General features: G+C 68.7%; 16 protein-coding genes and 1 pseudogene. 6 read left to right on the forward strand and 11 right to left on the reverse strand.

All coding sequences use genetic code 11. From position 1 onward, the window contains the following. Positions 1 to 30 precede the first annotated feature (30 nt). From PV419_RS40525 to PV419_RS40535, 3 genes are read left to right on the forward strand one after another with little or no spacing between them, the layout of a single operon-like run. Entirely contained in the window at positions 31 to 942 is a 912-nt protein-coding gene (locus PV419_RS40525; protein WP_319697645.1) for a sugar ABC transporter permease, read from the forward strand. Further along, a complete protein-coding gene (locus tag PV419_RS40530) occupies positions 939 to 1,841 on the forward strand; it encodes a carbohydrate ABC transporter permease (protein WP_319697647.1) in 903 nt (300 codons plus the stop codon). Before PV419_RS40525 ends, PV419_RS40530 begins: the two co-directional genes overlap by 4 nt. A 2-nt stretch (positions 1,842 to 1,843) precedes the next feature. Next, entirely contained in the window at positions 1,844 to 3,562 is a 1,719-nt protein-coding gene (locus tag PV419_RS40535; RefSeq protein ID WP_319697649.1) for a hypothetical protein, read from the forward strand. Positions 3,563 to 4,191: 629 nt separating this feature from the next. Here the strand turns inward: PV419_RS40535 and PV419_RS40540 are convergent. The 4 genes from PV419_RS40540 to PV419_RS40555 all read right to left on the reverse strand — a co-directional run bounded on the left by PV419_RS40540 (position 4,192) and on the right by PV419_RS40555 (position 9,779). Next, complete coding sequence (locus PV419_RS40540; protein ID WP_319697652.1) at positions 4,192 to 6,942, reverse strand: alkaline phosphatase family protein; 2,751 nt, start codon at positions 6,940 to 6,942, stop codon at positions 4,192 to 4,194. Positions 6,943 to 6,948: 6 nt separating this feature from the next. Beyond that, positions 6,949 to 8,325: an ABC transporter permease gene (locus tag PV419_RS40545; RefSeq protein ID WP_319697654.1), complete on the reverse strand. Its 1,377-nt coding sequence runs from the start codon at positions 8,323 to 8,325 to the stop codon at positions 6,949 to 6,951. Next, a complete protein-coding gene (locus tag PV419_RS40550; protein WP_319697656.1) occupies positions 8,322 to 9,263 on the reverse strand; it encodes an ABC transporter ATP-binding protein in 942 nt (313 codons plus the stop codon). Before PV419_RS40550 ends, PV419_RS40545 begins: the two co-directional genes overlap by 4 nt. Positions 9,264 to 9,557: 294 nt before the next feature. Further along, positions 9,558 to 9,779: a hypothetical protein gene (locus PV419_RS40555; protein WP_319697658.1), complete on the reverse strand. Its 222-nt coding sequence runs from the start codon at positions 9,777 to 9,779 to the stop codon at positions 9,558 to 9,560. Positions 9,780 to 9,827: 48 nt separating this feature from the next. Here PV419_RS40555 and PV419_RS40560 point away from each other — a divergent pair, with 48 nt between their 5' ends. Both PV419_RS40560 and PV419_RS40565 read left to right on the forward strand, forming a co-directional pair. Continuing rightward, entirely contained in the window at positions 9,828 to 10,085 is a 258-nt protein-coding gene (locus PV419_RS40560; protein WP_319697660.1) for a hypothetical protein, read from the forward strand. Between the two features lie 564 nt (positions 10,086 to 10,649). Continuing rightward, positions 10,650 to 11,486, forward strand: coding sequence for an alpha/beta hydrolase (locus PV419_RS40565; RefSeq protein WP_319697662.1), 837 nt, complete (start codon positions 10,650 to 10,652; stop codon positions 11,484 to 11,486). 257 nt (positions 11,487 to 11,743) lie between these two features. On the opposite strand, the gene PV419_RS40570 is transcribed toward PV419_RS40565, so the two are convergent. Both PV419_RS40570 and PV419_RS40575 read right to left on the reverse strand, forming a co-directional pair. After that, entirely contained in the window at positions 11,744 to 12,316 is a 573-nt protein-coding gene (locus PV419_RS40570; protein ID WP_319697663.1) for a TetR/AcrR family transcriptional regulator, read from the reverse strand. Positions 12,317 to 12,555: 239 nt separating this feature from the next. After that, positions 12,556 to 13,023: a helix-turn-helix domain-containing protein gene (locus tag PV419_RS40575; protein ID WP_319697666.1), complete on the reverse strand. Its 468-nt coding sequence runs from the start codon at positions 13,021 to 13,023 to the stop codon at positions 12,556 to 12,558. A 93-nt stretch (positions 13,024 to 13,116) separates the two neighbouring features. Here PV419_RS40575 and PV419_RS40580 point away from each other — a divergent pair, with 93 nt between their 5' ends. Further along, on the forward strand, positions 13,117 to 13,611 hold the full coding sequence (locus PV419_RS40580; protein ID WP_319697667.1) for a PaaI family thioesterase: 495 nt from the start codon (positions 13,117 to 13,119) through the stop codon (positions 13,609 to 13,611). Positions 13,612 to 13,783: 172 nt separating this feature from the next. On the opposite strand, the gene PV419_RS40585 is transcribed toward PV419_RS40580, so the two are convergent. The 5 genes and pseudogenes from PV419_RS40585 to PV419_RS40605 all read right to left on the reverse strand — a co-directional run bounded on the left by PV419_RS40585 (position 13,784) and on the right by PV419_RS40605 (position 20,580). Beyond that, positions 13,784 to 14,851: an alkene reductase gene (locus PV419_RS40585; RefSeq protein WP_319697669.1), complete on the reverse strand. Its 1,068-nt coding sequence runs from the start codon at positions 14,849 to 14,851 to the stop codon at positions 13,784 to 13,786. Between the two features lie 363 nt (positions 14,852 to 15,214). After that, positions 15,215 to 17,104, reverse strand: a pseudogene (locus PV419_RS40590) (propionyl-CoA synthetase). 382 nt (positions 17,105 to 17,486) lie between these two features. Continuing rightward, complete coding sequence (locus PV419_RS40595) at positions 17,487 to 17,969, reverse strand: nitroreductase family deazaflavin-dependent oxidoreductase (RefSeq protein WP_319697671.1); 483 nt, start codon at positions 17,967 to 17,969, stop codon at positions 17,487 to 17,489. A gap of 140 nt (positions 17,970 to 18,109) precedes the next feature. Beyond that, positions 18,110 to 18,970, reverse strand: a complete 861-nt coding sequence (locus PV419_RS40600) for a hypothetical protein (RefSeq protein WP_319697673.1) — start codon at positions 18,968 to 18,970, stop codon at positions 18,110 to 18,112. A gap of 14 nt (positions 18,971 to 18,984) precedes the next feature. Then, the gene (locus PV419_RS40605; RefSeq protein WP_319697674.1) at positions 18,985 to 20,580 is read right to left on the reverse strand and encodes an alkaline phosphatase D family protein; all 1,596 of its coding nucleotides are present in this window, start codon (positions 20,578 to 20,580) and stop codon (positions 18,985 to 18,987) included. Positions 20,581 to 20,656 lie beyond the last annotated feature (76 nt).

Below are 20,656 nucleotides of genomic sequence, written 5' to 3' on the forward strand. Positions count from 1 at the left end.
AATCCATTCCACCAGCACGGAGTCAGGAAGATGACCAAACGCGCCTCGGACGTGTCCGCGAGCCCGCCCAGGACACGCAGTAAGTACACCCTTGCGCCGCTCGTCCTCATCGCGGCCAATGTCGTGCTCTTCGCGCTGTTCTTCGTCTGGCCTGCGGTGATCGGGCTCGTCTACTCCTTCACGAACTACACGGGCGTGGGGGTGTTCCAGTTCGTCGGACTGGACAACTACCACAGCCTGCTCGGGGATTCCACGTTCTACGACGCGCTGACCCGGACGCTGCTGTACGCCGTGCTCTTCGTTCCGCTGAACTTCGCGCTCTCGCTGCTCATCGCCAACGTGCTGGTGAGCAAGCACGCCAAGGGCGCGTCGGTCGCGCGCGTCATCTTCTTCATCCCGTGGCTGCTGTCGCCCATCGTCGTGGGTGTCCTGTGGCGGTGGCTGTTCGGTGAGAACTTCGGACTGGTCAACTACGTCATCGAAAAGCTCGGCGGAAGTGCCGTTCCGTGGCAGTCGAACCCGGACCTGTCGTTGATCGTGGTGGTGATGGCGGCGTCCTGGGCCTGGACGGGTTTCTCGATGCTGTTGTTCATCGCGGCGATCAAGAACGTACCGGTGTCGTACTACGAGGCGGCCTCGCTCGACGGCGCCGGCCCATGGCGTCAGTTCTTCAGCATCACGCTGCCGAGCATCGCGCCCACCTCGTTCATCGTCATCCTGCTCAACACGATCAACGCGATGAAGGAATACCCGATGTTCGTCGCCCTCAACAACGGCGGACCGGGAACGTCGAACAACCTCCTTGTCCAGTACATCTATGAGACCGGCTTCAAACGGGGCCAGATCGGCTACGCGAGCGCCGCGTCGTTCGTGCTCATGCTCATCCTGATGGCCGTCGCGATCATCCAGCTGATCGCCAACCGGCGGATGGAGAACCGATGACAACCACAGACATGCCACGCCCGGTCGACGCCGGTCCCGGACGGGCCGTTTCCAAGAAGCGGCCCCGCGGCGCGGCCACCGGTGGGCTCCGGCGGGCGGTGTCCGCGACGACACTGCTGTGGATCCTGGCGTGCCTCTACGGGTTTCCGGTGCTGTGGTTCATCCTCAGCTCCCTCAAGCCGGCCAGCGACCTGTTCTCCAATCCGCTGACGCTGGTTCCGCACAACCCGACCCTGTCGGGTTACCTGACGGCGTGGCGCAGTGCCAACTTCTCCCAGTACTTCATCAACACGACCATCGTGTGCGTGATCACGACGATCCTCACGGTGGGTGTCAGCTGCTGCACGGGGTACGCGCTGGCCAAGTACGACAACAAGTGGCTCAAGGTGTTCTTCATCTGCGTCCTGGCCACCACGATGCTGCCGTCCGAGGTCATGCTCGCCCCGGAGTTCCTGGTGGTCCGCGACCTCGGCCTCTACAACTCGTTCGCCGGCATCATCTTCCCGGCCGTGCTCACCGCGACCGGATGCTTCATGTTCCGCCAGTTCTTCCTGACGGTTCCCGACGAACTCGTGGAAGCCGCACGCATCGACGGCGCCCGCGAACTGTCGATCTTCCTGCGGATCATGGTGCCGCTCTCCCGGCCCATCATGCTGACGCTCGCTATCATGTCCTTCCAGTGGCGGTGGAACGACTACATCTGGCCGCTGCTGATGCTCAACGACCCCAACAAGTTCACCGTGCAGATCGGCATCCAGAGCCTCGTCGGGGCGCAGAACATCAACTGGTCGGTGCTGCTCGGGGGATCGGTCATCTCCATGATCCCGCTGATCGTCGTCTTCCTGGTCTTCCAACGCTACGTCATGGGCGCCGACATCAATGCCGGACTGAAGGACTGACCGTGCCCACCCCGCTCGACCACAAATTCGTCCGCGCGGTGGCCGGCGCCGCCGACCGGCTGGCCGCCCCGCTGGCGGCCGGCCCCGACGAGGAACCCACCGGGGTGCCCCACCGCGCTCTGGCGCGCCGGGTGAAGACTCTGGTCGCGGCCTACCGTTCCCCCGACTCGGCACTGCACGGCAGCAGGCAGGCCATCGCCGCCGCGACGACCCACCTCCGCGCCCTGCAAGCCGCGCAGACCACCACCGGCCTCTTCGCCGGCGGCGACAACGTGCAGTCACCGCCGGACTCCGCGTTCACCGTCAACGACGTGTGCGACGCGCACGTCCTCGCCGCCGGCGCGGGGCCGGAACTGCGCGACGTCACGGCCGCGCTCGCCGCGCTCGCCAGCGCCGCCACCGGCAGTCTCCTGACCGGTGGGGTGCACACCCCGAACCACCGCTGGGAGCTGTGCGCGGCGCTGGCCCGGCTGCACCGGTCGTTCCCGGACGACCGGCTGCTCGACCGCATGGAGCAGTGGCTCGCCGAGGGCGTCGACATCGACGCGGAGGGCCTGTACTCGGAACGGAGCGCCAACTACGCGGCCCACGTGTCCAACCCTTCGCTGCTGCTGCTGGCCGGAGCGCTCGGCCGCGCCGACCTGCTGGACGCCGTCGAACGCAATCTCGCCACCACGCTGGACCTCATCAGGCCGGACGGCACGGTGGAGACCGTCCACTCGAGACGGCAGGACCAGAACCACCCGTTCCCGCTGGCTCCCTACCTGCCGCACTACCGGCTGTTCGCGGTCCGCACCGGCCGGGGCGACTTCAGCCGGGCGGCGCGGCTGGCGGCCGCCGGCGGCATCGACGACCCCGACCTGCTCGCCGAGACCCTCCTCACCCCGGACCTGTGCCGCGCACTGCCTGCTCCGGTCGTGGAGCCACTGCCCCGCGACCGGTACCTCACCACCGCGCGCCTCGCCGCACGCGCCTCGGCCACCGCGCACACGGTGGTGTACGGCGGCTCCGACGTGCCCGAGCACCGGCGCATCCGCTCGGGCCTCGCCTGTAATCCCACCTTCCTGCGTCTGTTCGCCGGCGACGCCGTCCTCGACGCGGTCCGTCTCTCGCGGGGGTTCTTCGACATGGGCCCGTTCCGCGCCGCCGGCATGCAACGCCTCGCCGACGGCTGCTACCGGCTCACCGAAACCCTCACGGCCGCCTACTACCAGCCGCTCCCGCTGAACCAGCGGCGGGACGACGGCGCATACCGGATGGCGGACGAGGGACGCTTCTCGGCCGCGATGGCCTTCCCGGACCGGCCTCGGGACGAGGTCTCACACACGACCCGCGTCGAGGTGGACCTGAGGGGAGACGGTGCCGACCTGCGGATCGACATCAGCGGGCCACGGGTGCCCTGGGCCCTCGAACTGACCTTCCGGCCGGGCGGCGTGCCAGAGGGCGCCGTACCGATCGGCAACGGACGCTGGTGCCTGACGACCGGGCCGATGACCTACCGGGTCGGTGACGACGAGATCCGGGTCGAGGCCGACGTCGAGGCAGGCGAACCGCTCGCCGGGCCGGACCAAAGCGACGTACTGCGATACGACCCGGGTCAGGACTACACCGTGGCGGGCGGCACCGATGCGACGACCGGGAACCGCGTCTACATCGGTGGACATGGCCCGCACACACTGACCGTCGCACTGCACGCCCGCCGACCCGCACCCGCCGTGTGACCCCGGCGAACCACGCCATGGCCGCCCCAGGCATGAAGGGTTGACCCCCGTGCACCTCATGCCCCCTCCCGCGGACCTCACGCACCAGCGCGGCCCATTGCACGACCTTCCGGACACCCCGGAGGCGTACGACGCCGTCCTCGCCGACGTCACCGAGCAGGCGCTGGCCCGACTCACGGGCGGAGGGCAACGTCGCTGGGCCGATCGAGCGCCGCGAACAACGCCGAGATCCTTGCCCTTCGTCATGAGGTCGCCGTAGGTCCCCGGCAGGTCCAGCGGCCGGGGCTCTCATGGGCCGATCGTGCCGTGCTCTCCGCTCTCGCACGGCATCTGCCACCCGTCTTACGTCGCCATCGACTGGTCATCGGGCAAGGCGGGTCGCCTCGCGTGTGCCCAGTCCGGTCAGCAGGCCGAGAGCGGACTCGAGCAGTGCCGGCCCGCACCGGTGGTGGGCCGTGTCGACGCCGGTCCGCCCCACCAGGCCGACCTCTTCGATCAGGTCGCCGATGACGGTCTCTCGGGGGCGTCGTCCCGGCGGGGAGCCCGCCGGGACGGCACCTCGCGTTTCGCAGGTGGGGCCCTGACCGGCGATGATGCCGACCAGGGGCCACCCGGCACGTGAGCTGGCGTCAGCCGTCGTTCTCCGCCGAAGGGATGTAGGCGCCCGGCACGTCCTGCGGAGCATAGATCTTCTTCTCACCCGGGTACGGCTTCGCCCAGTTGTGGGTCTCGTACCACGTGAGATGGTTCATCTGGGCGGGGGGAGCGTAGTCCGGAACGGCGCCTGGACCGGTCAGCCGCTGCTTCGGCTTCCACTGCTCCCACTGGGCGGCGACATCCTTCATGTCCGCCGGCACCGAGGGCGACGGCACGGCCGCTGCCTTCAGGTCCTGCGCCGCGGGGGTGTCCAGACCACAGGACGGCGCGGTCTTCACACCGGCGGTCAGCGAGGTCCGGTTGGGCAGCACCGTGAACGGGGTGAAGTCCGGGCTCTGGGTGAACGCCGAGGCCATCGGGGTGGCCGCGGTGTCCTTCTGGTTCATCGGCTGGATCCCGAGGATCTGCTCGATGGTCCGCATCATCGTGATCTGGGAGTAGTAGTGGCTGTCCACCGTGGAGTGCTTGGCCCAGGGGCTGATGATCTGGACCGGGGCACGGTGGCCGTCGACGTGGTCGAGACCCGCCTGGGAGTCGTCCTCGACGACGAAGATCGCCGAGTCCTTCCAGTACTTGCTGTGCGAGATCTCGTCGACGATCTGGCCCACGGCGAGGTCGTTGTCCGCGACCTGGGAGGCAGCGCTCACCGGGCCACCGGTGTGGTCGCTGGAGAGCCAGAACATGTTCAGGTTCGCCGGCCCGTTCTTCTCGAAGTCCTTCTTCCAGATCTGTGCCCGGTAGACGTCCGGGACGCTGGTGTCGAACTTCGGGAAGCCGTGCACCGACACGTCGTTGAGCGACGGGATCGGCGAGGTCGAGTTCAGCGGGTAGGCGGTGTCCTGACCGGTCACCGCCATGTTCTTGCTGTCGCAGTACAGGTTCTGCCAGCTGGCGCCCGACGGCTTGGTCAGGAACTGCTGGAACTCACCGAAGTTCCGGACGGACTTGCCGGCCGCCTGCGCACCGGTCCAGATGAAGCCGGTCTTCTGGTGGCCGAGGGCGTCGTCCTCGGTGTCGTAGCTGCGGGTGTACTCACCTGCCGATGACTCGGTGTACTCCGGGTCGTCGGCCTGCATCAGCCAGTTGTGACCCTCGGCGGAGTTGGTGCCGATGTCGTACGTGTTGTCGTACAGGCCGAACTGCTTGGCCAGGGCGTGCTGGTTCGGCGTGACGTTCTCGCCGAACTCGGTCAGCGACGGGTCGCCGTTGCCCTGCGGCATGTCACCGAAGACCTGGTCGTAGGTCCGGTTCTCCTTGACGAGCAGGAAGACGTGCTTGATCGTCGAGGGGTCGCCGAGCTTGACCGGGACCGGCACCGGCTTGGCCGGGGAGCCGTCGGACTTCTTCAGCGACTCGCCGTTCCAGCCGTTCTGCTGGAAGACCTTGCCGGTGTAGGACTTGATCACGTTGTCGTCGGGCAGCGTGAACTTCTGCACGCTCGACGTCGTGTCGTGGGTGCCGTGACCGCCGGTGGCCTTACGGCGGGCGTCGATGCCACGGGTGTTGGAGACGTACACCTCGTTGCCGGAGGTGGTGATCTCCGAGGGGAAGTAGTCCGTGGGGAGCAGGCCGACGTAGCTGACCGGCTCCTGCGCTGAGGCGTACTTGTAGACGGCGACGGCGTTGGCGCGGCCGAGGGTCACCAGCAGGTGACCGTCGTCGGTGAGGGTTACCGCGTCGGGCTCGTAGCCCACCTGAGCCTTGGCCCACGGCTGGGTGGAGATGGTCTGGACGACCTTGTCCTTCGCCGTGTCGATGACCGACACGTTGTTGTCGGCGGTGTTGGTGACGAACACCGAGCCGTTCTTGGCGTACACGGCGGTCGGGTGCAGACCGACCTCGATGCTGGAGACCGCGGCGTCCTGGTTCGCCAGGTCGATGACGCTGACCGTGCCGCTGGTGGTGGCAGCGGTCTTCTGGTCGGCGAGTACCTGCGTGCCATACGAGTTGATCGTGGGCTCGCCGGGCTTGGCCGGACGGCCGCCCTCGTTGCTCACGTAGAGCTTGTTGCCGACGACGACCATGCCGCGCGGGGCGTTGCCCACGTTCCAGCTCTGCTTGACGGTCCCGGTCGCGGCGTCGATGGCGACGACCCGGTTCTGGCCGTTGACCGCGGAGTACACGGTCTTGCCGTCGGCCGAGAACGCCGCCGCGCCCACCAGGGCGTGCTTGGACCCCTGCGCAGGGATGCTGACGGTCCTCGGGCTGGAGACGCTGCCGTCCGCGTTCACGGTGAACACGGTGTAGCCGTCCGGCTGGCCCAGCCACAGCTGCTTGCCGTCGGGCGAGTATGTCGGGCCTTCCTGGCCCACGTTGTTGCTGCTGATGCGGGGGTTCGACGACGCGGCGTTGCTGACGAGCTGCTGCGTCTTCCAGTTCTTCAGGTCCACGATGGCCAGGGCCGCGCCACCGTCGGTGACCGAGGCGGCCATGTGCGTGCCGTCCGGGCTGACCGAGGAGGACATGATCTTGCCCTGGTTGATGACAAGACGGTCGCCGTACGGGGCGATGTACTGGTTGCTGGAGACGACCTGGCCCTTCTCGGTGACCTGGCCGACCTGGTCCGTGCCGAACTGGTGGGTCTGCGCGAGCGCCGTGCCGGCGGCCACGAGGGCGACAGCGGTGGTGCCCGCCGTCAACAGCGGTATCCGGCGGCCGATGCGTCTACCGATGAGGTTGATCCGAGCTTCCTCGACGAGCTTGCGGCGGCGAGTTACCTGCATTGAGTGTTATCCCTTCGGGGTGGTGTCGAGCAGTTCGACGTTGCCGTCGAACTGCCACAGCGGGTTCGGTGCGTCCCCGTCGGAGGTCCGCACCAGGAAGTAGCCGTTCACTTCCTTCGGCCCATCGCCATCGGCCATGAACCGCCCGTCCGGAGTGACGTCGAGTTGGTAGATGGCCTGTCCTGTGGCCTCGACCGCGGGAAGATGCCAGGTCACGACGCAGCGCCAGTCGTTGCCGGGGCCTTTTGCTGCGACCCTGGTGCTTCCCTTGTTGCACGACGCCGTGGCCTTCAACTGGGCCTCGGTGACGGCGGGCCGGTTGAGTTGGTCGGTCTGCATGCGGTACAGGTGCGCGAACGCCGTGGCGAGCGAGCGCTGCACCTTGTCCTGCTCGATCCCGGAGCCCGTCGCCGAGGTCGCCGCGGCGACGACCGCGAACGACGCGGTGGCCACCCCGATGAGCGGCAGGATTCCGACGGTGATCGCGCGGCGGCCCGAACCGTCGTGGGCCAGGCCGGTGAAGTCACGCCGTACGAAGAGCACATACGCCAGCGCCGTCGCGACCACGGCCCACACGAGGCTGACAACGATGCCAATCAGCAGCGGGCCGAGTTGCTGGGGGCTGGTGAACAGGCCGTTCCAGGAGATGAAGGCGTAGCTCGGCAGGGCGACGCGCACGGCCACCGGAAGCGGCAGCATCTGGGCGACCGCCATCGCGAGCGAGACGAGTACGGGCACCAGCAGCCCCATCGGGGACCGTCCCAGCGTGACCGAACCGAGGAGGCCGAGTGCGGCGAGCGCCAGGGTCGGAGCGAGGACGCAGACCCAGGAGAGCAGGACCTGAACGGCGGCGTCCGACGGTGCCAGGAGATGGCCGTCGAGACCGACCAGCGGCCGGTTGCCGACCACGAGGAGGCCGCCGACGGTACTGGAGACCGCGAGCCCGGCCACGAGCAGCAGCAGGACGGTGAGACTGGCCACCGTCTTCGCCACGAAGATCCGCCGGGGCGAGCGGACCGCCACGAGCAGATGGCGCCAGGTGCCGAGCCGGTCCTCGGAGGCGAACACGTCACCGGCCACCACCGAGGTCAGCAGCGGGAGCGCCCAGGTCCCCGCGAAACCGAGCACCACCAGCGGCCCGGCCCACCCGGAGGCGAGCATCCAGCGTCCGAAGAGGGTGTCGACGGGAAGCGTGCTCTGCTGGCTCACCCCGGCGACGAAGAAGGCGGGAGAGATCCAGCAGGCGAGGACCAGCAGGCGGATTCGCCACTGGGAGACGAGCTTGACGAGCTCGAAGCGACAGGCGCGGGTGACGGGGACGCGACGGCCCCCGGTCACCTGCTCGTGTTCCTGTTCCCGTCTCTGGGTGAGGGTCGCGGTCATCTGCCCGCCTTCTGTTGCTCGGTGAGGGTCAGAAACGCGGCTTCGAGCGGCGACACCAGGGGGGTGAGCTCGCGCGGCGCGACGCCCTTCTCCACGAGCCGCACCACGAGTTGGTCGAGGGCGGGCACCAGGGCGCGTACGACGAGCAGTTCGGCGTCCTGCCGTATCCCGGCGTCGTCGACGACCTGGATCCCCGGCGCGTCGTCCGCCAGCCGGCGCGCGGCCTGCGGGTCGGAGGTGAGCAGCCGGTAGTCGAGTTCACGGTTCTCGGTGGCCAGCTCGCCCAGCGGGCCGGAGAAGACGACGCGTCCGGCGGCGAGGATGGTCACCTCGGAACACAGCGCCTCGAGGTCGTCCATGTTGTGGCTGGAGAGCACGACGGCGGTTCCGTCGGCCGCGAGCCGGCCCAGGACACCGTGCACGTGCTTCTTGCCCGCCGGGTCGAGGCCGTTGGACGGTTCGTCGAGCACGAGCAGCCGGGGCTTGATCAGCAGGGCGGCGGCGAGTCCGAGGCGCTGGCGCATTCCGAGGGAGAAGCCGCGGGTACGGTCGTCGGCGACGTCGGTGAGACCGACCTCGGCGAGTACGTCGTCGATCCCCGCCGTGCGCGCGTCGTGGCCGCGGAGCGCGGCCAGCGCGGCGAGGTTCTGCCGTGGGGTGAGCGAGGGGTAGAGAGCGGGGCCGTCCACGAAGCCGGCGACACCGTCGGGAGCGTCGAGTGCCCGCTCGACCGGTGTACCCAGGACCTCCAGGCGACCGTCGTCGGCCACCGCGAGCCCCAGCAGAAGGCCGAGCAACGTCGTCTTTCCGGCGCCGTTCGGTCCGACCAGGCCGTGGATCTGACCCTGCGTCACATCGAGATCGATGCCGTCCAGGGCGACGACATCACCGAAGCTCTTCGTGACACCGCGAGCCCGGATTGCGCGGAGTTCTTCCATGGGTCCCTTCCTTCAAATTCCTCAAGGACCCTATGGATTGATCATGCCGCTCATGGGGATGGAGAGTTGAATGTATGTAGAACATGAAATGACTTGGCATTGTCGACGTCGCCGCCGAGCGGAAACCGTCCGCGTTTTGACCAGCACCTTTGCCGTTACTTGGGCAAAGCTGGATGCTTTCATGAATGAGTTGCAATGGTGAATGTCGCGGTGAATGCCAACTGGGTACGGAGCAGAATTGAGCTGCGCCCTCGGAGTCCCTGCGAGGTTCGGCATCCATGGGTTGCCGCGGTTTTACTTGCTTTGGAACGCTGCCGTGGCGAACGCGGCTTCGACACGCTGCTGCCCGTTGGCGCTGCCACGGCCCATCGCCTCGCCGCAGAGGGCATCCGCCGTCCTGGCGCTCGGCAGGACGCATATCGCGGCGGTCGGAACGAGCCGGAAGGCGTCCGGGGCCCCCTGCGAGGGCTCGCTCTCCTCGAACGCCTGCGTCAGTGCGCGAGGCGTCGGTGACAAGGACTCCGTCCCGCGGCCCTGGCGCGTTCGCGACGTCAAACGTCTTCGGTGTGCGTGCTGCGCGAGCAGGCCCGTGAGACCGCACGCACCCGCCGACAAGAAAAGGACATCATGGGCGCGTGTCCGGCAGACGAGGCCGAGGATCTGGCCGTCGAGGGCCCCTCGGTGCGTTTCACCTACCGACGGATGGGGCCGCAGGGCGGTGTTCCGCTCGTCCTGCTGAACCGCTTCCGCGGCACCATCGACTGGTGGGACCCGGAGTTCCTGGACCTGGGCGGCATCGTGGCCCAGTGCGTGGCCCTGTGACGCCCTGAGCTGGTGCGCAAACTCGTCGTGGCGGGCGGCGGCCCGGCCGGCTGGGTGCCGGGTGCGCCGGAGTTCAGCGAGAAGATCCTCGGCATCATGGCCAAGCCCGACGCCGGCCGGGAGGACATGCTGTTCCAATGTTCTGCCCCGAGACGGAAGCAGGCCGCGCCGCTGGGCATGTGCACTTCGACTCGACCAGTCGCGAACCGGCTCGCGGTCGGCGGCGCCCGGTCTCCGAGGCGGTGGCGCAGGGCATGCTCGCTGCGGCGGGGCAGCTCCTGGCGGCCCCCTTCGATCAGGTGCAGGCGGAACTGGTCCCGGTTTGTCGTTGCGCTGTTCCGCCGTCGACGTCAAGACGTCAATCTTGTGCGGCGCACGTTCTTGCACCCTCATGAAATTATGGTCATAATTTAATGGTCGATGTGATGCTGAAGGACTGAACCGCACAGGGTTCCGACTCCTCCGGGCCTTCGGCCGTCGACCGAACCGACTGCAGCCGCAGTCGTGGAAAACCCCATGTAGAAGGGCACGGCCGTGAACGACGCACAAGGAGTACGAGGCGACGTGGTGACGTCGCACAAGAACGCACCCACCCGCACCCTCACCGCCGGGGGAGTGACCTTCGCCTACCGCGACCTCGGTCCCAGGACCGGCGTTCCGGTGGTCTTCATCACCCACCTCGCCGCGGTCCTCGACAACTGGGACCCCCGGGTCGTCGACGGCATCGCCGCCAGGCACCGCGTCATCACCTTCGACAACAGGGGCGTCGGCGCCACCACCGGCTCGACGCCGAAGACCATCCAGGAGATGGCGAACGACGCCGTCACCTTCATCCGGGGTCTCGGGCTCGAGTACGTCGACATCCACGGCTTCTCGATGGGCGGCATGATCGCCCAGGTGATCGCGCAGGAGAAACCGCAGCTCGTCCGCAGGCTGATCCTCACGGGCACCGGTCCCGCGGGCGGCGAGGGCATCAAGAACGTGACCCGGCTGTCCCACCTCGACACCGTCCGGGCACTGTTCACCCTCCAGGACCCGAAGCAGTTTCTCTTCTTCACTCGCACCGCGGGCGGGCGCCGAGCCGGAAAGCAATTCCTGGCCCGCTTGAAGGAGCGCACTCACGACCGGGACAAGGCGATCTCCCTCGCCTCGTACTTCGCCCAGCTCAAGGCCATCCACCGCTGGGGGCTCGCGCAGCCCCAGGACCTCTCCGTCATCCACCAGCCCGTGCTCGTCGTCAACGGCGAGAGTGACAGGATGGTGCCGACGAAGAACTCGGTCGGCCTGGCCCGGCGACTGCCGAACGCCGACCTGGTCATCTACCCCGACGCCGGCCATGGAGGCATCTTCCAGTTCCACGAGCAGTTCGTGGCGGAAGCCCTCGAGTTCCTTGAGCGGTAGTGGGCGTGAGGGACGGGCGGCGCCTGTGCTGGGGGCGTTGGAGGCTTCTCCGGTCCGGGTGGTCGCCGCCCGTCAACCGGTCGGCATGAGTCGAGGTCGGAGAGGCACTCTTCGCGAGTCCGGGAGTGGCCGCGAGCCGTCATGTGCGGGCGCGCGGGGGCGCGGGACCGTTTCATCGTATCCGGGCTCGGCTCGATGTCCTCGCCCATGGCCCGACGGAGGCCGACGGCCACGCTGCTGCGGCTCGGTCGTCCCTCTCAGTGCATGAACCTGAGGGCGTTCTCGATTCCCTGCTCGAGAACCTCGTCGGCGAAATTCCGGTCGGAGAGGGCGCGGGACAGTTGCAGCGTCCCCACCATCATGGTGAAGAGCCCGATGGCCTTGCCGCGAGCGGACTGCGGATCCGCAGGCGCCAGACGGGCGGCGATCTCTTCCACGATGGCCCTCGCGCCGTCGGTGTACGCCTGCTTGGTGACGTCCGCGCAGCGGCCGATCTCGTCGAGCAGGGCGGCGGAGGGGCATCCGGCGCCTCGCTGGTCACGGTGCTCGGGCGACAGATAGTCGCGGATGAGGTCCTCGAGTCCCGGACGGCCGGGCCGCAGCGTGCCGTACGTCGCCACCTGTGTGCTCAGTTCCTCGGCGACAACATTGGCCACGAGGTCGTCCTTGGATGCGAAGTGGGCGTAGAAGGCGCCGTTGGTGAGCCCGGCGTCGGCCATCAGCGTGGAGATGCCGGAGCCGTCTATCCCGTCCTGCTTGAACCGATGGCCGGCCTTTTCGATGATCCGTTGCCGCGTCACCTGCTTGTGCTCCTTGGCATAGCGCACCACAGGATTTCTCCATTCGCTCCGTAAGGCCGTTCCTCGCATCCAGCCTAGTCCATGGCCTGACATGCGTAATATTATGATCGGCAGCCAAGGTGCCTGGACTGCGGCTTTGAGGCGAGGCGCCGACTCCCGACCGCGGTGCGGGCGCCGCGGCGACCGAGTGGATCCTGGCCTGGGTGCGGGCGGGGTGATGCCGGTTGATGGTCCCCCGTCATCTGGCCCGCGATTCCGCGGTTCATGCCTCACGACCGCAGGCGGGCTCCCGGTCCCAGTCGGGCGGTGACGTCCCCGGGGGTGAGGGCGGAGTGCTCCGCCGAGCACTCGACGGCGACGCGGACCGGGGCGCCGCAGTTGGTGTGGCGTACGTCCAGGACGGGGCCCTCGGGGCCGAGGGTGTATGTCTCGCCCCACTGGCTGAGTGCCATCAGGGCGGGCCACAGGCCCCAGCCCTTGCGGGTCAGGTGGTACTCGTTGCGGGAACGGCTGCCGGGTATTTGGTAGGGGATGGTCTTCAGGATGCCGGCCGAGGTCAGCTTCCGGAGGCGGTCGCTGAGAACGGCCTCTGACAGGCCGATGTGGCGGCGGAAGTCGTCGAAGCGGCGGACTCCGTTGACGGCGTCACGCAGGATCAGCAACGTCCATTTCTCCCCGACCACGTCCAGTGTGCGCTGAATGGGGCAGTTCTCCGTGCTCGCCTCAAGCCACTCCATCCCGCCATCGTAAGGCCCTGACTTCGTCATTGACAGTCAGGTCGACAGGACGCTAGCTTCGCTTGAAAAAGTCAGATGGAAAGGCTCGGCGCCGTGGGGCGGACACGTACGTATCGATGGGATGATCCCGCGATCCTGGCGGAAGCCGCCGGACGCATGGCCGGTATCGACTTCCTGCGCGAGGTGCGGGCGGGGCATCTGCCGGGGCCGCCCATCAACTACACCATCGACTTCGTTTTGGACGAGGTGGAGCCCGGCCGGGCGGTCTTCTCGCTGACACCGGGTGAGGAGCACTACAACCCGATCGGCAGCGTGCACGGCGGCATTTTCGCCACCCTGCTGGACTCGGCCGCGGGTTGCGCCGTCCAGTCCACGCTGCCGCTGGGGATGGCGTACACCTCACTCGACCTGACCGTGAAGTTCCTGCGGCGGATCACCGTGGACACGGGCACGGTGCGCGCCATCGGCACAGTGGTCAGCAAGGGGCGTCAAACCGCTCTCGCGCAGGCGCAGTTGGTCGACGCGACGGATCGTCTGCTCGCCCACGCCACCAGTAGCTGCCTGCTCTTCCCGGTGCCTCTCTCCTGAGGGTGACCCTCGGCGGCGACCGGTGAACCGGGTCCGGGTACGGAATAAAACGCCTGCAGCACACGTCGGCCGGGCAACCCGTGACTCCTCGGGTTGCCCGGCCGACGCGCACCGCCGACCTTTCCAGGTGCCCGGGGCCGGTGGTCCCCTCTTGGGCGCCGCAGGTGTTTCGTCAGGCGGCGTAGGCGGGGTAGTCGGTGTATCCGGCCGCGCCGCCGCCGTAGAAGGTGGCGGGGTCGGGGGTGTTCAGGGGTGCGCCTGCGCGTATGCGCTCGACCAGGTCGGGGTTGGCGAGTGCCATCGAGCCCGCGGTGATGACGTCGGCGATGCCGTTCTCGATGTCCTTGGCGCGGGTGGGTATGTCGGTGCCGGCCCGGTTGAGGAGCAGCGTGGTCGGCCACAGCTTGCGGAGGGTGGCGAGGAGTTCTTCGTCGCCGCCGTGGGCGAGGTGCAGGTAGGCGAGGTCGAGGGGGGCGAGGGCGCGCAGGAGGTGCGGGTAGAGCTCGTGGGGGTCGTCCTCCGTGAGGTCGCCTAGCTGGAAGGGGTTGCCGGGGGAGATCCGGATGCCGGTGCGGCCGGCGCCGATCTCGTCGGCTACGGCGGTGGCGACCTCGACCGCGAAGCGGATGCGGTTGTCGAGGGAGCCGCCGTACTGGTCGGTGCGCTGGTTGGTGCTGGGGAAGAGGAACTGGTTGACCAGGTAGCCGTTGGCGCCGTGGATCTCGATGCCGTCGGCGCCGGCCGCGATGGCGGCCGCGGCGGCGCGCCGGAAGTCGTCGACCGTCGCGGCGACCTCCTCGGTGGACAGTGCGCGCGGCTCCGGCATCTCCTGCATCCCGGAGCCGGTGAACATCTGGCCTGCCGGCTTGATCGCGGAGGGGGCGACCGGCTGCCGGTGGTGGGGGGTGTTGTCGGGGTGGGAGATGCGCCCGACGTGCATGAGCTGGATGACGATGCGCCCGTCGGCCTTGTGTACGGCGTCGGTGACCTTGCGCCAGCCCGCGATGTGTTCCTCGGTGTAGATGCCCGGGGTCACCGGGTAGCCCTGGCCGTCGGCGGAGGGCTGGGTGCCCTCGGTGATGATGAGGGCGTGCGAGGCGCGCTGGGCGTAGTACTCGGCGTTCAGCGCGGTCGGTACGCCGTCCGGGGTGGCCCGGCTGCGGGTCAGGGGGGCCATCGCCAGTCGGTGCGGCAGGGAGATCTCTCCGGCGGTGGTCGGGGTCCACAGGGCGTTCAGCATGCGTGATTCCTCAGGGGTGGGTGGTTGATCGCTGGGGGCCGAGTGGCGGTGTGCATGGTCGGCCGGGTGGAAGCCCGGCGTTCTTGCCTGTAGGCCCGATGACGCAGTCGTCATCAGCCCCCCTTGAAGGATTATGATCGTAATATTATGTGGTGGGGCTGGCGGGCGCAAGCGGGTGTCGGGGGTCGGACCGTGTCGCCGCCTGGCGAGTCGCGCCGCCGTCGTCGGCAGGGCGATCGTCGTGGCAGCGACCGACCCGGAGCCGACCCGCGGTACGCCCTCACTCCGGCCGAGTGGGTCGGCCGCCGGCGCCCGGTGGTGCGCGCCACTTCGCCACCGCCGGGCAGGCCGTCGGTCAGCTGTTCACGGGGTGTCGTCGGCGCGGCGGAGAACGGGGCGCAGGCCCTCGATGATGCTGGGGTCGTCCACAGTCGAGGGGATGGGTTCGTCGTGGCCGTCGGCGATGCCGCGCATCGTCTTGCGCAGGATCTTTCCCGAGCGGGTCTTGGGCAGGGCGGCCACGACCGCGACGTCCTTGAGGGAGGCGACGGCGCCGATGCGCTCGCGTACGAGCTGGACGAGTTCGGCCTCGACCTCGCTCGGTTCGCGGCTGATGCCGGCTTTCAGGACGACGAAGCCACGCGGTACCTGTCCCTTGAGGGCGTCGGCGACGCCGATCACGGCGCATTCGGCGACGTCGGGGTGGGCGGCCAGGGCCTCTTCCATGCTGCCGGTGGACAGGCGGTGTCCGGCGACGTTGATGACGTCGTCGGTGCGGCCCATGACGAAGACGTAGCCGTCCTCGTCGATGTGGCCGCTGTCGCCGGTCAGGTAGTAGCCGTCGTAGGCGGAGAGGTAGGAGGCGACGTAGCGCTCGTCGTCGTTCCAGAGGGTGGGCAGTGCGCCGGGCGGCAGGGGGAGTTTCACGACGATCGCGCCATCGACGCCCGCGGGCACCGGCTCGCCGGACGGGCCGAGGACGCGGACGTCCCAGCCCGGCAGCGGGCGGGTGGGGGAGCCGGGCTTGAGGGGGGCGGCTTCGACGCCGACCGGGTTGGCGACGATGGGCCAGCCGGTTTCTGTCTGCCACCAGTGGTCGATCACCGGGATGTTCAGGAGGGCGCTTGCCCAGTGGTAGGTCTCGGGGTCGAGGCGCTCGCCGGCGAGGAAGAGGTAGCGCAGGCCGGACAGGTCGTAGTCCGCGGTGAGCGAGCCCTTCGGGTCCTCTTTCCGGATGGCTCGGAAGGCCGTGGGCGCAGTGAACATGGTCTTGACCCGGTACTCGTCAGCGACCCGCCAGAACTGGCCCGCGTCCGGGGTGCCGACCGGCTTGCCCTCGTACAGGACCGTCGTCGCCCCGGCCAGCAGCGGCCCATAGACGATGTACGAGTGCCCGACGACCCAGCCGACATCGGAGCCGGTGAACATCGCCTCGCCCGGGCCCACGTCGTACACGGCGCCCATCGACCAGTGCAGGGCCACCGCGTAGCCGCCGCAGTCACGCACGACTCCCTTGGGCCTTCCGGTCGTTCCGGACGTGTAGAGGATGTACAGCGGATCGTTCGCGTGCACGGGAACGCAGTCGGCAGGGGGCGCGGTGGCGACCATGTCGGCCCAGTCGAGATCGTCGGGCTCCAACTCGGCTGTTACTTGCGGGCGTTGCAGGATCACCCGCTTTTCCGGCTGGTGGACGGCGAGCTCGATCGCCCGGTCGAGCAGCGGCTTGTACGCGATGACACGCTTGCCCTCGATGCCGCAGGAGGCGGAGACGACCACCTTGGGGGCCGCGTCGTCGATACGGACCGCGAGTTCGTGCGGGGCGAACCCGCCGAAGACGACGGAGTGGACCGCGCCGATCCGTGCGCAGGCCAGCATCGCGACCGCGGCCTCGGGAACCATCGGCATGTAGATCACCACCCGGTCGCCGCGCCCCACGCCGAGCTGCGCGAGCGCTCCGGCGAAGGCCGCCACCTCATCCCTCAGCTGAGCGTACGTGTAGGTGCGCCGAGTGCCGGTGACGGGGGAGTCGTAGACGAGCGCGGGCTGATCGCCCCGGCCGGCGTCCACGTGCCGGTCGAGCGCGTTGAAGCAGACGTTGAGCCGCCCGTCCGGGAACCAGCGGTAGAAGGGGGCGCCCGAGGAGTCCAGGGCGCGTCGCGGCGCGACATCCCAGTCGATGCCCTCCGCCGCCTTGAGTCAGAAATTTTCCGGGTCTTCCGTACTGGCGCGGAAGACATCCTCGTACATTCCCATCGCGCACTCCCTTGTGGCATCGAGGGGCCGGGGGTGGCGGCCTGCGGAACAGCGTCGGACGCGAAACCGCATGCCGACCGGCATAGTCAGCAGGATGCCGGAGACCGGCGGTCCGGTCACCGGCATTCTGGTGGTGTGGTGGGCTCGGCCGGCAGGCCCCACCGTCAGGTTCACGTTCTGCTCACGCGCCGAGGTGCCGGCGGAGCCACTGCCCCATCTGCTGGATGGCCTGATCCCACCTCGGGCACGCGCCCCGCGCCCAGGGCGAAGGAATGCTGCCCCTCGGGCCCGCGCCCCACGCCGAGCCCTGCCCAGGCCGGCGCCGGGCTCGTATCCCCAGCCGCGCGGCGCTTTGCCGGGCCGAGCGAGCGGGGTCCGAAGCTCAGTTCCTCGTCGGTGCCGGGGCCTTCGCCGGCGCGGCGAGGTGCTCGGGTTCGAGTAGGAAGACAGGGATCACGCGGTAGGTCTTCTCCTGGTATTCGGCGTACGGCGGATACGCGGCGACCGCGCGCTGCCACCACTGGGCCTTCTCGTCCCCGCTGAGCTCACGGGCCATCATGCCCTGGCGTCTGGGGCCGTCTTGGAGAACCACCTGCGGGTCGGCCTTGAGGTTGAAGTACCAGACCGGGTGGCGCGGGAAGCCGGCCTTCGAGGCCACCGCCGCGTACCGCCCCTCGTGCTCCACGCGCATCAGCGGAATCTTGCGGATCCTGCCGCTCTTCGCGCCGCGCATCGTGACAATGACGACCGGCAGGCCCGTGTCCCAGAGCGTTGTGCCCTGTGTGCCACCCGAACTCTCATACAGCTCGACCTGTTCGCGCACCCACTGCGCCGGACTCGGCTCGTACTCGCCCTCAAGAGGCATCGCATTCACCCCATTGTCGTGTACGGATTATGTCGGGACAGTTCAACACAAGCCTCGCGCGAAGGGGAGACCATCGGGCGCCGGGACGCCCCGGCCCGTTGGGTCAACAGGCAGGACGCCCCGGCGTCGCGCTCGGGTTTCTACTGCGGGCCGTAGACCTCGAGTTCGACGAGGCGCGAGTAGTTGCCGCCGCCGAAGTGGATCAAGGCGCGTACCGCGTCGGTCTGCTCGGCGGAGAACGTGGTGACGACGTGCTCCTCGGTGTTGCCCACGACCTGCGCGACGGTGCGCCAGGTGTCGCCGTCACGGACCTGGATGTCGAAATCCCGGATACCGCTCGTGGCGGCGGGTGTCTTGGTCCACAGCTCGGCCCGGTTGACCGTCTGGACCGTCGGCCACTCCACGCCGTACCAGTCGGGGAAGACGTCCCGGGTGGCGTCGTTCCAGCCGGTCAGGGTATCCCAGTGGCTCTGGTCCTTGTCACCGTCGACGGCGCCACAGAGCGTGAAGTTACCGTGCGTGGAGGAGGCGATGGCCTGCTCGCCGTAGGCGAGGTTGGCCCCGGGCCCGCGCTCGGGGACCGGCTGGACCGTGACCGGGACGACCTCCTTCTGCTTGCCGCTGGTCACGGTGACCTCGTACGTCCCCGGTCTCGTCCCGCGCGGAACGAGCACGCCGAACGATTTGGTCACCGGTTGGGCCGGGTTGTTGGGCGGCAGGTACGTCTGGAAGATCGTGTCGGAGAGGACGAGCGGCGCCTCGGCCTTCAGGGTGGCGTCCGCGAAGACGGGTTGGGTGCCGGTGTTGGTCAAGGTCACCGCGATCGAGGTGGGCAGGCACGGCAGTTCGTTGGCGGACAACGCTGCGGGGGAAGCCGACATCACGACGTCCGAGCGGGTCTTGCCGCCCGGGGCGGCGACGGCGTTCTGCGTGGGAGCGGCGAGGGTCATGCCGGCGGTCAGCACGCCCGCGACCGCGACGGCGGTCAAGGTCTTCTTCATGGTCGTTCCTCTTCTCAGGCCTGCTGAACGGCGGCGACGCCGCTCTCGACGGCGAGCTTGGTGCGGGTGCTCACGGTGCCTTCGGGCACCGTGACCCGGTCGCACACCCGGAACTCGGACATCCAGCGGTCCGGCGTGATCTCGCAACTGATGTAGCCCCGCTGGAAGTTGCCGAACTTCATGTGCGGGTTCTCCTCGAGCAGCACCCGCCCGCCGGCGTCCAGGTCCTCGCCGTCCTGCGCCGAGGAGATGGAGGTGCCGACGAACTCGGTGGCGACGACCTTCGAGTCCGGGTCGGTGAAGTCGAGCGCGAGGTCGCTGACCACCGTGCGGTGCAGGTCGCCGGCGAGGCTCACCACGTTCTGGACGCCGCGCTCGTCGATGCCGCCGAGGAGGCGGTCGCGCGATGCGCTGTACCCGTCCCAGGCGTCCATCGGGACGGCCACGCCGGGGCCGGAGACCGTGTCGAGGAGAGTGATGGCGGTCTGGTGGCCGAGGACGTTCCAGGTGGACTGCGACGCGGTGAGGCCGTCGAGCAGCCATCTCTCCTGGGGGAAGCCGAGGATGGAGCGGGTGGGGTCGGCCGTGGCCTCGTTGGGCGCCTTGATGCCGTCGCCGTTCGCCTGGTCGTTGCGGTACTGGCGGGTGTCGAGCATGGAGAACTCAGCCAGCCGCCCGTATCGCAGGCGGCGGTAGAGCTGCATCTCGGGACCGGCCGGGAACTGCGGTGCACGCAGCGGCAGGTTCTCCCAGTAGGCGCGGAACGCGTTGGCCCGCCGGACCAGGAACTGGTCGGGGGGCGTGCTCCCGGCGTACCGGTCGGCCCAGTTGTCGGCGACCTCGTGGTCGTCGAAGACCACGATCCACGGGGCGGTGTGGTGCGCGGCCTGCAGGTCGGGGTCGGTCTTGTAGTACGCGTAACGCTGGCGGTACTCGTCCAGGGTGACGGTCTGACGGGTCCGCAGCGGGTCGTCGTCGCCGGGGCGGACGCCGCGATCGTTGCCGAACTCGTAGATGTAGTCGCCGAGGAACAGCACCACGTCGTGGTGGCGGGCGGCCAGGTCGCGGTGGGCGGTGAACCAGCCTTCCCAGATGGCCTGGCACGAGGCGACGGCGAGGGTCATGCTCGGCAGCAGCTGGTCCGGCGCCGGAGCCGTCTTCGTCCGGCCGGCCGGGCTGACGAACCCGCCGGTGCGGAAGCGGTAGTAGTACTCGCGGGCCGGTTCGAGGCCGCGGACGTCCACATGCACGGAATGGCCGTACTCGGGTGCGGCCTTCGCCGTCCCGCGCTGGACCACCCGGCTGAAGCGCTCGTCGGCGGCGATCTCCCACAGGACCGAGTAGGTCCGCTGGTCCATGCCGCCGAAGGGCGCCAGCGGGTCAGGGGCGAGACGGGTCCACAGCACGACACCGTCCGGCAGCGGGTCGCCGGAGGCGACTCCGAGTGTGAACGGGTCCTGCTTGGTGGCGGAGGTGGTCGCGGCGGTGGCGGGGCTGATCCCGGGCAGCATGCCGGAAAGGGCGAGCCCGGCGGCGGCACCCGTGACGGTGAGGAAACGTCGACGGGTCGCCGCGCTCAGCGCTGGAGGAAGAAATGGGGAGTGTTTCACGTGCGTGGACGTTGGCGGCGCCAGGTGGAGAATTGGGCAACATTCGGTAACGGTATCGTCAGGACTTCAACACGAA

The sequence above is a fragment of the Streptomyces sp. ME19-01-6 genome, assembly GCF_033793745.1.
Classification (GTDB): domain Bacteria; phylum Actinomycetota; class Actinomycetes; order Streptomycetales; family Streptomycetaceae; genus Streptomyces.

What these genes read in the sequence shown, in the direction of transcription:
- PV419_RS40550 (WP_319697656.1), bottom strand. Translation starts at nt 9,263, where the DNA reads ATGGAAGAACTCCGCGCAATCCGGGCTCGCGGTGTCACGAAGAGCTTC.
- PV419_RS40525 (WP_319697645.1), top strand. Translation starts at nt 31, where the DNA reads ATGACCAAACGCGCCTCGGACGTGTCCGCGAGCCCGCCCAGGACACGC.
- PV419_RS40545 (WP_319697654.1), bottom strand. Translation starts at nt 8,325, where the DNA reads ATGACCGCGACCCTCACCCAGAGACGGGAACAGGAACACGAGCAGGTG.
- PV419_RS40530 (WP_319697647.1), top strand. Translation starts at nt 939, where the DNA reads ATGACAACCACAGACATGCCACGCCCGGTCGACGCCGGTCCCGGACGG.
- PV419_RS40540 (WP_319697652.1), bottom strand. Translation starts at nt 6,942, where the DNA reads ATGCAGGTAACTCGCCGCCGCAAGCTCGTCGAGGAAGCTCGGATCAAC.
- PV419_RS40595 (WP_319697671.1), bottom strand. Translation starts at nt 17,969, where the DNA reads ATGCCTCTTGAGGGCGAGTACGAGCCGAGTCCGGCGCAGTGGGTGCGC.
- PV419_RS40585 (WP_319697669.1), bottom strand. Translation starts at nt 14,851, where the DNA reads ATGCTGAACGCCCTGTGGACCCCGACCACCGCCGGAGAGATCTCCCTG.
- PV419_RS40575 (WP_319697666.1), bottom strand. Translation starts at nt 13,023, where the DNA reads ATGGAGTGGCTTGAGGCGAGCACGGAGAACTGCCCCATTCAGCGCACA.
- PV419_RS40600 (WP_319697673.1), bottom strand. Translation starts at nt 18,970, where the DNA reads ATGAAGAAGACCTTGACCGCCGTCGCGGTCGCGGGCGTGCTGACCGCC.